This window comes from Hyalangium gracile, assembly GCF_020103725.1.
In the GTDB taxonomy this organism is placed as follows: Bacteria; Myxococcota; Myxococcia; order Myxococcales; family Myxococcaceae; genus Hyalangium; species Hyalangium gracile.
This window is the reverse complement of sequence record NZ_JAHXBG010000040.1, coordinates 72,451-86,189: the sequence shown is the minus strand read 5'-3', so window position 1 is coordinate 86,189 and position 13,739 is coordinate 72,451. Positions and strand designations below refer to the sequence as shown.

The following is a 13,739-nucleotide window of genomic DNA, read 5'->3' as shown; positions in this document are numbered from 1 at the left end:
GAGCCGCTGCGACGGCCGAGGGCCGCGTCGCTGGCAGCCGCCTTGGGGCATGCCGCCCAGCAGCCGGAGGCCAGCGCCCCCCATCGAGCCGACGCCGGCCGCTGCGGCCACCGAGCGGGCCAGCAGGCCGGGCCCGCCCCCTAGGCGCCCATACCTCGCCTGGGGCCTGGGCGCGCTCGGTGGCTGGGCCGTGGTAGTGCTCCTCGTGCTGGCGGTTCAGGCTATCCGCGAGAGGGACTGGAGCCACCTGCTGGCAGATGGAGCCCATCCTCCAGATTCGGCGGATGCCGGGGTAGCCGATTCAGTCCTCGCGTCCGTCGAAGCCCCTCCCGCTGAGACACTCTTCGCCGGCTTCGGGGCCAAGATGCCGCCCGATCCATTCCCGAGACAAAAGCGCCCGCCTTGTGACCCCAACACGCAGAAGGGCATCAACGGTGGTTGCTGGTTTGGGCCCGCTGGCAAGGCTCCATGCGGCGCTGAGGCGTATGATCACGAGGGGAGATGCTGGCTACCTGTCATGCTCCCGCCACGCAGACCCACCTCGGGTGAACCATGAGCAGGCTGCTGCTGATCGCCAGCTGCGCGGAATCCGTCACGAGGCTGCTCAAGCTGAGGCCGAAGGCCCGGCAGGCCAGGAAGTAGGCGGAAGATTGAAGGCGGTATCCAGGCGGATGCCGAGGGCCTGGAGGCCCGATTTTGGCCCCCATTCGCTCTGACATGGGGTCTGATAAGGCCCGGGTTAGGTAAACTGATTTGCGCCCCTGCTCGGATGAGGCCTTTTCAGCGCGGAATTCAGGTGAACCGGTGTACCTATCAACCCAAGGAAGCGCCACGCGGCGGCCCCCTGCTGCACACTGCGTGCAGCGCTATCCCCCGCGCAAACGAGCGGTCCTACAGCTTCTGGGTACACAGGGCGCGCTGGCAGGCATCCGCGTCTCACCGCGTCTACCCATCAGAAAGCCGACCGGGTGTCTCACCACCTGAGCGGCCTAGGCCCTGGGTCGAAGTGTTTGCGCACTTCCCCAGGGCCGCAGTTTTTTCAACTGCGGCGTACAGCAAGGCTACGCACGCTTGCCACCCCGCATCAAGCCTGAACGTGCGAGCACCGCGCTATTCAGGCGACAATCCGCCGCATAGGGTAGGCGCATGGGCGGCATACCCGACAGGTCGGAGTGGCGATCGCGGCCATGCGCCGAGTGTGGCGCCAGGGCATGGCGCAAATGCCTGGTCTGCGAGCGGTGGGTCTGTCGGCAGTGTCGTCACGGAGCTGGACAGGTGTGGCGGTGCGTCCGGTGTCCCCCGGAGGCCCTGGCCCGCGTGCTTCAGGTGTGGCGTGAGGAGGAGCGCGCCGAGCGCCTGGCGCTCAGGGCCCGACTCGGGGTGGTGCGGTGGGTCATCCTCCCGCGCATCCCGGTGCCGTTCATCGGCAGCTCAAGGGTTCGGCCGGCGGTGTACGAGGGCGGCTCGGAGTAAATGCCGGTCAAGCTGCCGCTCATCCGCACACGTGCCTAGGAACCGGCGCCGGGGGTGAGGGACACTGCCTGCCTACGCGTCTTCCGCCTTGGAGCCGTCAACTATGGTGTGGGCGATTCTCTCGATTCTGGTGACTGCGTTCCCGTCCGTGCAGGTGGGTATGACGAGAAAGGCAGCGATGGATGCGCTGGGGAAGGATGCGCTCTCCGTCTGCGACTCTGTCGAGCTTCCAGAGAGCGATCCTCTCTTGGGTGGGGCTGTGTCAGGCGTCGTCGCGTGTCGGGGGTGTCCTTGCCCTCCTCACCTCGCGTCACTGATCGTCTGGTTCGGCGCCAGCGGCAAAGTGACCGGCGTTGCTGTCGTGCAACCGAGACAGAAGCCCGACGCCCAGTCAGGTGATGCCGGCGTATCCTAGTTGCCCTCCGCGCGCATTGCGCGCCGCTGCAGCTGGAACGACAGAGGCCCGCCCCCGAGCACTGGGAGCGGGCCTCTCTTGCATCAACCGCCTCGGAGTGCGTCAGCCGAGCTTGAGCGCGGCGCTGACGATCCTCTCCGCCGCGGCCGTCCAGCGCGCGCGGACCTTGTCGCCGAGCTCCTCCCACTGCGGCACGGGCCGGCCGTCGTGCGTCTGCCACCGCGGCTCAATGGCATCGTTGTAGGCCCCGAAGCCCTCACGCGCCACTTCGGGCCACTGCACGCCCCGCATGGCGCCCGCGCCGCTGGCGAGGACGATTTCGCGCAGGGCTCGAGCCGCCACGGTGTGAGGGTGCTTGCGCACCTCACGCAGCAGGTACTGGAGCGCCAGGCGCGCCAGCAGGGGGATGGAGGGCTCGGGGAGCACTTCGGGTGTCACGGCAGTCTGGGTGGACATGGTGTCGGCTTCCTTTCGGGCTACGTGAGAAGGGTGAAGAGCAGGCGAGAGGCGGGCAGGGCGAACACGGCCACCTGAGTGAAGGCGGCCGCGCGCGCTCGAGCGAGGAAGGGAAGGGGGCTCACCGCAGCAACTGGAGCAGCTCCGCCTCGGCCGCGCGGATCGTCTCCTCGGCCGCGTCGGCGAGGACCTCGAGCTCCGGCTCCCCCAACGTCTCCGCCTCCTGGACAGCTCGGCCATGCAGGTGGGCCGCCTGGAGGAGCTCAGTGAGCGAGGCGCGGACGTCGCCGCGGCGGGCGCTCACCGCGGCGCTGTAGGCCTTGCCGCTCGCGTTCTGGGAGAGGGCCCATCCTCGAGATGGGCTACCAGGCTTGCGCGGGGGCAGCACGGTGGCCACGAGCACACCCACGCCGGCGGCCGCTGCTGACAGGGCCACGAGGGCGGCCCCTTTCTTGGAGCTCATGGCTTGTCTCTCTTTGCTGCCCGGCGCTGGGGGGCGGCGGGCGGTTGGGGTTGCTGCCTCTGCATGAGGCCGTCCACGGCGTGCTCGAGCTTCTCCAGGCGCCCAATCAGCCCGCGGAGCTCCGTGCGCACTGCGTTGCGGAGCGTGCGCCTGGCCTTGGCGCGCTCGCGGGCCTGGAGCACGGACTGTTCCTTGCGCTCCTTCTCGCGGGCCTCGGCCTGGCTCTTTGTCCAGGTGGAGAACATCCGCCTGAAGCTGAGGACGAACGTCACCAGGGCCAGGGCCACGACAGCGGCGCCCTCTCCAATCACCTCGGGCTGCAGCGTCACGGCTGTCCTCCCACTTCCTCAGGGCGGAACTCCCAGTGCCACGGCTCGGAGGGCACCGTCCGCTTGAAGCCGTAGCGCCAGGCCTCGCGCGCGAGCCACGCGTAGGTCGGCGTGCTCTCTCCCCCCGTCTGAATGTCCACGGCGATGCCGCCCTGGTGGTTGGAGTAGCCGGGCTTCGCGGCCAGGGCCCCGGTGCCGCCCAGGTACTTGCGGTAAAGCACCTCCTGCTCCTCGTGGGAGCGAAAGCCGCTGTTCACCTTCAGGGTGATGCCGGCAGCGGCTGCCGCTGCCTCCATCCTCAGGAAGGCGATCGCCGCGTCGGCGCGCATGGTGTGCGCCTCGGAGACGTGGAGGACGCGGACCTTGGAGGCAGTGCCGGCCACGTAGCCGGCGACCGTGAGTGCCTTTCTCGAGCAGACCATGAGTGTCCTCAGGGACGCGCAATGCGCGAGAGAGCGAGAGCGCCGCCCAGCACGACGGCCGCGCCGGCGGCCAGCAGCACCTTGCCGCGCGTGGAGCCCACGAAGGCCACCGCGTCGCCGGCGACGTCCGCGGCCTTCTTCACCGTGTCCGTCACCTGCGTCGTGGTGGCCTCGGCCGTGAGGCGGAAGACGTCCTGGTTGGCGGCCTCTTTCATGTAGAGGGCGAAGGCGGAGGCAATGTCACGCCCCACCCCCAGGTAGAAGGCCACGCTGTACGGGTAGCCCTCGCCGTCCAGGCCCCGCTGGGCCCAACTGCGCCAGGTGGTGAGCCACTTCTCCGCCCGGGCGTCCTCATCGCGTATTGCCTTGAGGATGGCTGCCTCCGAGCTAGAGCGCAGCCAGGCTCCGAGGAGCGCGCCTTCCTGCTCCTCCGCCCAGGCCATCGCCGCTCGGCGAAGCCGCTGCAGCTCGGCCGCGGCCTTGTCCATCTGAAGCACTTCCGCGCCGGTGGCCATGAGTCACCAGGCCAAGCCGCGCATGCGCAGGTGGAAGGTACCGCCCCAGCTCAGGCCGCCCCAGTTCTCGGTGTTGACGCCGACGTGGACGCCGAACCGCACATGCGTCGTCCGGTGCGGAGTGGCCAACTGATAGGCAGTCGTCTCCGAGATACCTGCGCCGAGGTGAATGAAGCCGTTCTCTCCGGGAACCCACGCTGGCGCGGCACTCGCCCCGAAGTCCTTGTCACTGCCCATCTCCAGGAACCGGAGACTGAGTCCATTGGATGCGTGCGTCATGTCCACGAAGGGCTTGCAGCTCCACGCGAGGCCTGATGCCGCGAGCTGCTCCACGACGAACTGGACGTTGGAGAAGCGAGCCACGTCCCACGCGGTCAGGTTTGCTCCGAATTCACTCGGGTTGGTGGGTGAGATGTAGAAGAAGCCCGTCTGCCCGTTGCCGAAGGCGGCGAGAAACGGAACGGGGTCCACCGACCCGTTGATGTCGAAGAGCACCCGCGCACCCGGCGCACGCACTTGGAGGAAACCGTCCACGTCCGTCCTGAGGCGCGGCTCCTCCATGGTGCTGTTCGCCGGGAGGATCGCCACGCTCCAGAAGTCACCAGGCGCCCCGCCGCCAGGCGTTGCATCCACCTCGAGCTTGGCCACCACGGTGCTCGAGCGCCAGTAGCCCGGACCAGTGATGGTAACCGGGTTCTTGTCGTCCCCGTCCACGACGATCTTCAGCGGGTACCCACCGACGTTCCCCAGCCTCGGCACAAAAGACACACCCACCGCGTTGAAGGGCTCCAGCGTGAAGGTGCGGTCCTGCTTCACTTCGGCATCTCGTCCGTCTTTGGGGAACATGGTGGCTCCGGGGTTCGGGTGGGGTGGGGTGAGTCGTTCAGCGGCGGGTGAAGAGGTCGAGCACGCCGCCCAGGCCGGTGAGCACGTCGGTCACCGGGTTGCGCTGCTGCTGCATCGCCTGCTGCTGCTGGTACTGGGCCTGGAGCAGGGCCTGCTCCTGCGCGCGCGCCGAGTCCTCCTGCGTCTTCTTCACGTAGGTGGTGACGCCGTACGCCGCCAGGCCGGTGAGGACGGTGCCGAGGACGCCGACGACGATCGTCCCGGGGCTGATGCTCTCTTCCTTGCTGCTGCTGCTGTCGGCCATGGCCGTCTCCTGTGAGGGGTGAGGTGAGGGAAGGGGGTGGACTCAGAGCAGGAGCCACTCGTCACGGAACACCGGGGGAGTGTCCTCGACGGGCAGCGCTCGGCGCGGGGGAACGGCGGGCCTCACCGCGCCTCCGCGTGTCTCGTAGGTGCTCTGGGGCGGTGCCGGCTCGCCTGGGAGAATGGAGGGCGCCGGGCTCGAGCTCGGGGCGGTGGCCGCGCCGCCGAACTGCACCACCTTCGCGGGAGTGGCCTGGTGGGTGACTGGCGCCCGTGGGGGCTCCGACGCACGGGCCTGCTGAGCGCGAGCGCGGTTGCGCCTGTGGAGCCCCACGGCGGTGGCAGCGAGGGCGAGGGGAAGTAGGCCTGCGAAGAGAAGCATGCTGTCTCCAGGTGCTACGAGAAGCGGAGTAGGGCGCCGCGGGGGAAGCCGTCGCGAGCAGGGTCCATCGGCGGGCCGGACAGCTTCACCTCCGAGGTGGCCGGGCCCAGGGAGGTGCCCACCACGGAGAGGACAACGCGCGGCCCACTGGGGAACTCCGCCACCATGCCGCGCGCCACACCGCGCGGAGACACGGGCAGCAGCGCGGCCGGCGACTCGCCGCGGCTCACGCCTCTCTCCCAGGTGTCGTCCGAGTAGTTGAGGGGCACGAGTTTGCCGGCCTGGCGCTCGGCCACGAGCAGGGCCAGTGTCCGCGGGGGCAGCGTCCGGGCCTCCTCCGGGGTGAGCACATCCGCCAGGCGCTGGGAGCCTGCTCCGCTCGCCTGGAAGGCCTCGGCCGACACGAGCTGCAGCCCGTATGGGAAGCCGTCCCGCTCCGGCTCGAGCAGGTTGCCCGAGAGGCTCACCTCGGCCGTGTCCTCCCCCAGGGAGGTGCCCACCACGCGCAGCACCTGGCGCGCGCCGGAGGGCAGCAACACGCCCATCCCCGGCTCGAGGGAGGAGGGGCGCACGGGCAGCAGCACCGCGGGGGCCCCGTCGCGCGTCACACCGCGGCTCCATGTCGGGTCGCTGTAGTTGAGGGGCACCACCTTGCCCGCCTGGCGTTCGGCGATCAGCGTCGCCTGCGTCCTCGGGTCGAGGGTGCGCGCCTCCTCCTGGCTCAGGTACGCGCCGAGTGTCTGCTCGTAGGGGGTGAGCGTGGTACCTCGGGGGAAGCCTGCGACGGCAGGGTTGAGGGGCGGCCCGTCGAGGAAGACTTCCACCCCTCCCAGGGTGCTGCCCGTCACACGCTGCACCACGCGCTTGTCCTCGCCCCACGAGAGCACGTCCCCGGGCCGCACGTCCGCGGGGCTCTTGTCGAGGAGAATCCCGGCCGGCTCGCTGCGCGTCACGCCTCTGTCCCAGTCCGGGTTACTGAAGTTGAAGGGGACGAGTCGTCCAGCGGCCCTCTCGGAGATGACGACCGCGAGCGTGCGCGGGCTTAGCGTGCGCGCCTCCTCCGGCGTGGCCAGCTCCGCAAGCTTGTAGTCGGGCAGCTCCCGCCCTCCGAAGCCGATCATCCCCAGGGCGTCGTTGAGGAGCTTGCCGGCGAGCGCGCTTGGGTTGGTGGGGTCGAACTGCCTCAGAAGGTCATGCACCGCACGCTGGGCGTCCTTCGAAATCAGCCCGAGCCCGGCGTCGAGCAGCTTCAGTTGGGCCACCAGCGGAGCCGCCCCCAGGGTTCCGCCCAGCGTGAGGAAGCCCGCGGCGGCAATCTGCCCGGCCGTCTTCTGGAGCTCCGGGTCCTGAATGCCGAGCGCCTCCAGCGCCTCTCGCGTGGCGCGGTCCAGCGTCGCCGGCAGAATCGCGCCAGGCCCGAGCACCACCGCCACATTCGCCCGGCCCTGGCCCTGGCCAAGCACGTCCCGAACGAGCACCTCCGTCACCTCGAGGGCCTTCTTGCCGTCCTCAATCAACTGGAGGTTGTCCCCCCCGAGGAAGTCCTCGGCGAGCTGCTCAAGCCCCCCACCTTGCCCGCCGTCCTGCGGGGGCAGCTCCGAGGGCTCCGGCTCGAGCGAGTAGGAGGCCATAGGCGCCACCCTCCGCGAGGAGGAGCGCGCCAGGGCCACGCCGGCGATGAGCGACACGGTGACGGCGATGGGGGCGAGAATCAGCAGCACGGCGCGCTCCGGGGCGTGGGTGTGAGGGGCCTGGTGGACGGAGGCGAGCGCGCGCATTGCGCTCGCCGGCGCCCACCAGGTGCTTCAGGTTCAGCGGGTGCTACGCGGCCTTGCCGGCCTGGCGGCGCTGGAGCTCCGCGGGGGCGTTGACGATCGCGTCACGCACCCACTGGGCGACCTTGCTCCCCTCGGTCCCGCCCGGGAAGTAGCGCAGCCATTCCATGATGACGGCCGCGGCGGCCGCGGCGCTTCCCTCACCGCTGGAGAGCGCCAGGCGGTACTGCGCGCTCGCGCGGGCGAGGTCCCCGGTGGGGAAGTACACGTAGGGCGTCGTCTCCCCCTTGCGGCAGCGCAGGCCCGGGAGGTTGTGGAACTTCGGGTGCGTCTCCTCGAAGTACTCCCAGCCCGAGGCGCGCGTCTGCTCGAGGTCCGCCTGGAACCCGGACACCACCGCGCAGGTGACCGCGTGGATCGTCTTGCCGTCCTTGAGCTGCTCGGCGCGGCGGGCGATGCGCCCCATCACCTCCTCATGCGCGAGCAGGGGGACGCCCATCACGCGGCCGACCATGTTCACGTCGTGGGCGTCCATCGCCACGTTGACGGCGCCCACGAGGAGCTTCTTCAGCGGCGCATCCGCCACCAGGTACAGGGGCGTGCGGCGGGTGGCCGGCTGGAGCTCCACCGCGCCGGTGTCCGGAGCGCGCTCGTAGCGGGCGTAGACGTCCGCGGGCGTGGCCGGGCTGGTGGTCACCACCTGCTTGCCCACCTTGACGGCGATCTTCGTGATGGCCGTGTTGGCGAGGGCCGCGTTGGTGTCCTCCACGCTCAGCGTCATCATCTCCGGGCCGGTGATGCTGTCCTGGTCACCGCCCTTGACGGTGCGCACCTCCGGCGGGAGCGACTCCCGGTCACCCTCGCTCTTCTCGGCGGGAATCACGCGCAGGTCCAGCTCCACCCCGGTGAGCACCGCGTTGGTGTCCTGAATCGGGTTCGGGCCCACCTCCAGCGTCAGCTCCGAGTCGAGCAGCTGATAGGGGCTGAAGCCCGCGTAGTCGCGGCTCTCGTCGATGAACTCGACGTGGCCCAGGGACATACTGATGACGACGGGAAGCCTGTTCACGCCGGCCGTCAGCGCCTTGCCCAGGCCCGTGGTGACGCCCACGCCGCCGACGATGTCGCGCTCGAGCGTGCGCATCGCGTCGTAGGCCACCTCGACGATCTTCTCCTTATCGTAGCTGGTCCTGGGGAAGCCCGAGCGCAGCGCGGACTGGAACGTCAACCGGACCGCCTCGAGGAGCCGCGCCTGGTCGGCGGTGGGGATGCCGTTGGCGTCAGCGTCCGTGGCATTCACCACGAAGCTCAGCCGGAACTCGAGCCCCGCGGCGTTCACGCCCGGGGGGACCACCAGCTTGTCGCGGGCGAAGGCGATCGTCCCGTTCGTGGTCGTGGTCTTGAAGCCGTCGGTGATGCGGATGATGCTCATGGTTTCTCCGGCCGGGCCGCCGGGCCCGCGTGAAGGTGATGGTGCAGGTGAGGTGGGGTGAGGGGTGGGGGAGAGGCCAGGCGTGCTGGCCCCTCGGTGTTGCTGGGGTGGGGCGCGTGTGGGCGCCTAGCCGTTCTTCTTCGTGTTGTTCGCGGCGAGCTCCGCGGCCTTCTCCGCCGCCTCGCGCTCCTCGGGCGTGCGGATGCTGTTGGTCCCCTCGAGGAACGCCAGCGTGCCGGCGATGCCGACGCCCACGCCGATCGCGCCACACGTCAGGTCCCGGGTCCAACCGCTCCAGCTCGTCTTCTCGTCAGCCATGGTGCTTCTCCTTCGGTGCTTCGGGTGAGGGTGTGGGCTCAGTCCAGGAGGGCCAGAGCGTCCTTGTTCGTCACGCGCAGACAGGTGGCGCGGTACTCGCGGGGCTTGAGCCGCGCCACGGCCCGAGCGAAGTCCTTGCCGGCGTCCAGCCCCAGGTTCTGCAAGTCCGAGCGCTTCGTCTGGAGGAAGGAAATCAGCCAGGCCACCTCGGCGCGCACGTTCACGGAAAGGTGGCTCCAGCGCTGAGTCACGAAGAAGGGCACCACGCCCTCCTTGCCCCAGCGCTCGGCCATGTCCTCGAGGAGCCGCACCGCCGGCCCGTGGTCCACCAGCAGGTGGCACTCGTCCACGAAGAGGGCAACTCGCCGCGGCCGGCCCACGGCCGTCAACGCGCGGATGCAGAGCTGGGCGAACTGCACAAACTCCCGAGCGATGACGTCCCGGTCCGCGTAGATGTCCGCCGGCCTCACCGCCAGCGACAGTTGCTTCACACGGAAGTGGTCCGCGTCGAGGTCGCCGGCGATGACGGTGTGCTCCAGCGGCCCTGGCTCCTGGCCTTCACGACGCTTGTTGAGCCGTCCCAGTTGCCAGCACGGGTCCCACCCCACCACGTCGAAGCCCATCGCCAGAAGCGCCGCCATCCACAGCATGGCCAGGTGGCTCTTCCCGTTCTGGCTGACCCCGATGATCGCGCCGCTCTGGCCCTTCTCGGGCATGAAGGGCTCGAGCTCCTCGAGCACCTCCGGCTCCTCGGGGATGGGACGGCTGGCGCATGGCTTCATCGCCGCCTCCTGAAGAGGACGCCGGCGGCCGACTTCACGCCCTGGAGGGCCAGTGTGGCCACTGAGCCGAGCGTCGGCACGGCCTTCAGCAGCACCGGGGCGAACGTCACCACCACGAGCACCTTCAGCTCGGAGCGGCGTTCCCTCCTCGGGTCACTCGGCGCGCCGTCCTTGGCTCCGAAGCGGTCCGCCATCTCCGCGCCAGCGAGCTCGAGCAGCCGTTCCACGGGGTTGCCCGTCAGCTTCCGCTCGAGCGTGGGGTGTCCACGGAAGAGCACCCGCTCCTTGTCCTTGTCCACGTCCACGCCGGAGCTCTGGGCCCAGGACACCAGGTGCTCGACTGCGCCCTTGAGCGCGTTCGCGTAGAGCGCCACGCGTTCAGCGGGCTGCCCGCTGAACGTCGGCCCCTGCTCAGGCTTCGGGCCCTCGGCTGGAGCTCCGGCCGGTGGGGCCTGCTGCGCGGCGCCAGGCGCTGGCGAAGGCGCCTGAGGCGTCGGCGCGGCCGGTGGCGCCTTCTCCTGGGGCAGGAGGCCCGCGGCCCGTCCGAATGAGTGCGCCTCCTCGAGCGCAATGCGCCGCGGCTCTCCCTCAGGCTTCAGGTGAGCCCGCGCGAGCATGTCCTGGTAGGTGCGTGCGGCTCTGGGAGAGCGCGGGTCCGGCTTGCGTCCGCGCTTGGCCGGAATGCGCTTTGTGCTCGCCTGGCGCTGCGCGGGTGCCGGCTCCTCCGCGTCCTCCCACTCCGCATCCGCGGGCGCCTGGGGGGCCCGCCTCGCTCGGAGGTTCTCGAAGGCCTCGGCATCCGCGGGCTCGAGCAGCTCCGGCGCATTGCGCTCGCCGGCGTCCTCCGCCCGAGGGTTGGCGCCAATGTCCAGCGGGGCCTGCGGGCTCGGCTGGTAGGCGGGCCCACGTGAGGGCAGTGGCGCCGCCGGAGTCTCAACCTGCTCCGTCATGCTGGGCGTTGCGCTATCCATGCCGTCTCACCCCTGAGGTGGTGTGGACGGCGGGCAACCCATGAGAGGGCCCGACTTGAAGTCGCGCGTTGCAGCCGGGGGTATTGCGCCACCCAGGGCGCGCCGCTGCTGCGCTAAAGGGAGAGCTCGAGGGCTCCCGCCGTCCACGCAGCAAGTAGTCTCAAAGACAGAGCTTTTTGTGAGCCCCCGAGTATGCGCTTCACCACCAACGGTCGTGGCGCTTTACCTGTTCTCGTGGGCAGCTGGCCGTCCGCGTGGGCTCGCGCGGTATCATGTGGCTGTTCATGCCCTGCAATTCACGTTGGTACTGGCTGAAGGAAGCCGCCGCTCGAGCGCAAATGTCCGAGGAGACGTTGCGCGAGCACTGTCGACGGGGCCAAGTGCACGCGCACAAGGTCGCCGGTGGACATGGTCCCTGGAAGGTTGAAGTTACCGCCCAGGGCTTCGTCGCGGAGGCTCCTGAGTCCTGCTCCTGCGTCACTCCGCGGCTCGGTCTCGCCTCGGATTCTCTTGACGCCGGTGATTAGCGCTCGAGGCTCTGGGGGGCGCGGTGAGGCTTGGCGACGGGAGCCCAGCACGCCCCCTGCCACTCGTAGAACGTTCCGCACCGATCGGAACCTGGCTCGCGCGCCAACTGTGCCCAGCAGGCCTCATTGATTGCCCGTTGGTCCTTGTCGCACGGAGGCGCCTTCCAGTGCTTCAGCGGCTTCTCCGGAATCGGAACCCCAATCACGAGCACTGCCGCATCCAGCCCCTCTGTGAATGCCTCCTCAGCTAGCGCAGGTTGCTCGTAGGCCCCCAGCACATCGTGTCGCGGCTCCGACCGTCGCGTCAGCAGCCATACAGGGACGCTCACCACGACAACGAAGAGAGCAGCACCTGCGAGCCACCGCAGACGGTGGACGGCGTCTCGCCGGGCCTGCTCCGCCGCCATCTCTTGAATCAACCTCAGCACTCGCCAATCTCCCTTCGGGGGTGGACAGGCCATCATGACACGCGCCCTCCTTTCTGATCATCGTCAAGCATCCTGCGGTTCCTCCGCACCACCTGCGGTGGGTTGTGGGTCCCCGTCGAACAGCGTTCCTTGGAGTCTCAAGCCGGACAGCTCCGCCTCGAGCCTGTCTTGCCAGTGAATGAATCTCGCAGTGCGCGCGGCACTCTCGCGCCAGGCCTGGCGCTCGAGCTCTGTGCCGATCCTCTCAGGTGGCGTGTACGGCTGCTCTTCCCCCAGCACCTCCTCCGGCAGAGGGAGCCGCCGTTGCCTCAACGTCCGCGGCGCCGGCATCCACACCGCCTCGCCCGCTGCAGCACGGCGGAACGCGAGCAGCTCCGCGCCGGCTTGCTCTACTTCTTTACCCCAGGCTTCCTCGAGCGGGCCCGGCGAGCCTTCCTGAGCGCGGCGAACTCCTGGCGCATCTGCCTCTGCTGCTCCTCCGTCTCCAGCTCCATCTCCTCGGGGGCATGGCCGGGCACCTGGTGCTGCTGGACAAGGCGTCCATGCACCTCCAGCGCCTCCGTGAGGCTCTGCGCTTTCTCCTCCGCCAAATACCCATCCACCCAGTCGAAGGCGTCCACCTGCCAATACTCGCGGCCTTCCTCGAGCACACGGCGCGTGTTCACCGTCCTTCGTGCTCTGGGGTTTCCCAGGAGGCGGTCCCAGCGCAGTACTGTGGTTTTCGTCTCGTACCACTCCCTCTTCGGCCGGCGTCGCAATGTCCCTCCCGAGGTGCTCGCTCAGGGCCTTATAGCCCTCTGTCTGCCGGGCCCGCTGTTCCTCGGGCGTCGGCAGCTGGAGGAGCGCGCCTGTCCACGCAGGGTCCGGCGGGAGCCGGCTCGGAGGTAGGAAGCCCTTGCTGCTGCGCACGCGGCGCATCCTCCGCGGCGCCATCACCGGCAGCTGACTCGTCTTCACCACCTCGCCTACGAGTGTGGGGTGCGTCACGCTCCCCTTGGAGAACTTCGTCACGTAGGCGGCCACCTCGTGCTTGCCCTGCGCGTGGCCGATGTAGCTCAACGGGCCCCATCCCACGTGAGCCACCAGGTCCCGGAACCACCTCGGCCCTCGCTTGGCCTCAATGTCCGCCGGTGTCGGCGGGTTCTGCCGGAGGAAGAGGGCGAGGGTGGGGGAGTGGATGACGACGTTGAGGTGTGGCCGTCCGCTGCTCTGCTGCTCTACCACCGTGGCGAAGTCGAAGCGCCCCAGCGGCGGAACATCCCCGGTCGCCCAGCCGCGCTTGAGGTACTTCTGGAGCAGGGTCCAGTGCGGCTCGAGCCAGCGATATTGATCATCCAAGCTCTCAGGAGCGCGCTTCGGGTCCAGCGTCAGCACCAGCAACACCAGGTGCTCGGTCGGCACCTTCTCCAGTGCCGTCATCAGCCTGGCGTAGTCCCGCTGGGACACCCACCGCGCACACCGCCCAGCATGGCGCCAACTTCGACACTGGTAGGGCGTGACGCTGCGCGCCATGGGGTTGTCACGCGGCCACCTGCCCATGCTCCAATCGCGCCTCTCACAGGCCTCGCAGGAGCGGGGGACATACGGCTTCGCCCGAGCGCCGTTGTCCGACTTAACGTTACTCCAGACAAGCCGAGGGGGCTTCGCCCCCCGGACCCCCTCTCCCACACGCGACGCGGCGCCTGCTCGCCCGCTCATGTGGCACACCTCCCCACATGCGCGCTCAGGCGGTGAAATAGCGCCAGGCCATGGCGCTCCAGCGGCAACCGTGGGGGCGGTGGGGGTAGGGCGGGCCTCGGTGCAGCCGCAGCCGAGGAGGGCCCTGCCAGGCCCCAGGAATGCGCCAGCGGGCTCCCGTGGGGCTTCGCCCCACACCCCGAATGCGCAAAGCCACGGGCATGGCCT

At 69.4% G+C, this 13,739-nt stretch carries 15 protein-coding genes; 1 reads left to right on the top strand and 14 read right to left on the bottom strand.

The features are described from left to right. The first annotated feature begins 1,317 nt into the window (after positions 1–1,317). On the top strand, positions 1,318–1,473 hold the full coding sequence (locus tag KY572_RS44425; protein ID WP_224249857.1) for a hypothetical protein: 156 nt from the start codon (positions 1,318–1,320) through the stop codon (positions 1,471–1,473). Positions 1,474–1,990: 517 nt separating this feature from the next. On the opposite strand, the gene KY572_RS44420 is transcribed toward KY572_RS44425, so the two are convergent. The 14 genes from KY572_RS44420 to KY572_RS44355 all read right to left on the bottom strand — a co-directional run bounded on the left by KY572_RS44420 (position 1,991) and on the right by KY572_RS44355 (position 12,499). Then, on the bottom strand, positions 1,991–2,344 hold the full coding sequence (locus KY572_RS44420; protein WP_224249856.1) for a hypothetical protein: 354 nt from the start codon (positions 2,342–2,344) through the stop codon (positions 1,991–1,993). Between the two features lie 121 nt (positions 2,345–2,465). Further along, the gene (locus tag KY572_RS44415) at positions 2,466–2,807 is read right to left on the bottom strand and encodes a hypothetical protein (protein WP_224249855.1); all 342 of its coding nucleotides are present in this window, start codon (positions 2,805–2,807) and stop codon (positions 2,466–2,468) included. Beyond that, a complete protein-coding gene (locus tag KY572_RS44410; protein WP_224249854.1) occupies positions 2,804–3,136 on the bottom strand; it encodes a hypothetical protein in 333 nt (110 codons plus the stop codon). The genes KY572_RS44415 and KY572_RS44410 overlap by 4 nt, the downstream gene beginning before the upstream one ends. After that, positions 3,133–3,558 (bottom strand): M15 family metallopeptidase, encoded by a 426-nt coding sequence (locus KY572_RS44405; RefSeq protein WP_224249853.1) that lies wholly within the window; start codon positions 3,556–3,558, stop codon positions 3,133–3,135. Before KY572_RS44405 ends, KY572_RS44410 begins: the two co-directional genes overlap by 4 nt. An 8-nt stretch (positions 3,559–3,566) precedes the next feature. After that, complete coding sequence (locus tag KY572_RS44400) at positions 3,567–4,073, bottom strand: hypothetical protein (RefSeq protein ID WP_224249852.1); 507 nt, start codon at positions 4,071–4,073, stop codon at positions 3,567–3,569. A 3-nt stretch (positions 4,074–4,076) separates the two neighbouring features. Beyond that, the gene (locus KY572_RS44395) at positions 4,077–4,919 is read right to left on the bottom strand and encodes a hypothetical protein (RefSeq protein WP_224249851.1); all 843 of its coding nucleotides are present in this window, start codon (positions 4,917–4,919) and stop codon (positions 4,077–4,079) included. 37 nt (positions 4,920–4,956) lie between these two features. Continuing rightward, a complete protein-coding gene (locus KY572_RS44390; RefSeq protein ID WP_224249850.1) occupies positions 4,957–5,223 on the bottom strand; it encodes a hypothetical protein in 267 nt (88 codons plus the stop codon). Between the two features lie 42 nt (positions 5,224–5,265). Beyond that, entirely contained in the window at positions 5,266–5,604 is a 339-nt protein-coding gene (locus KY572_RS44385; RefSeq protein ID WP_224249849.1) for a hypothetical protein, read from the bottom strand. Between the two features lie 14 nt (positions 5,605–5,618). Further along, positions 5,619–7,382, bottom strand: coding sequence for a hypothetical protein (locus KY572_RS44380; RefSeq protein WP_224249848.1), 1,764 nt, complete (start codon positions 7,380–7,382; stop codon positions 5,619–5,621). A 43-nt stretch (positions 7,383–7,425) separates the two neighbouring features. Continuing rightward, complete coding sequence (locus KY572_RS44375) at positions 7,426–8,808, bottom strand: hypothetical protein (RefSeq protein WP_224249847.1); 1,383 nt, start codon at positions 8,806–8,808, stop codon at positions 7,426–7,428. 126 nt (positions 8,809–8,934) lie between these two features. Further along, the gene (locus KY572_RS44370; RefSeq protein ID WP_224249846.1) at positions 8,935–9,126 is read right to left on the bottom strand and encodes a hypothetical protein; all 192 of its coding nucleotides are present in this window, start codon (positions 9,124–9,126) and stop codon (positions 8,935–8,937) included. Between the two features lie 38 nt (positions 9,127–9,164). Next, positions 9,165–9,908 carry a hypothetical protein gene (locus KY572_RS44365; RefSeq protein WP_224249845.1) on the bottom strand — a complete coding sequence of 248 codons (744 nt, stop codon included), beginning with the start codon at positions 9,906–9,908 and terminating at the stop codon, positions 9,165–9,167. After that, on the bottom strand, positions 9,905–10,858 hold the full coding sequence (locus KY572_RS44360; RefSeq protein ID WP_224249844.1) for a hypothetical protein: 954 nt from the start codon (positions 10,856–10,858) through the stop codon (positions 9,905–9,907). The genes KY572_RS44365 and KY572_RS44360 overlap by 4 nt, the downstream gene beginning before the upstream one ends. Before the next feature lie 1,365 nt (positions 10,859–12,223). Then, positions 12,224–12,499, bottom strand: coding sequence for a hypothetical protein (locus tag KY572_RS44355; RefSeq protein ID WP_224249843.1), 276 nt, complete (start codon positions 12,497–12,499; stop codon positions 12,224–12,226). Positions 12,500–13,739: the final 1,240 nt, after the last annotated feature.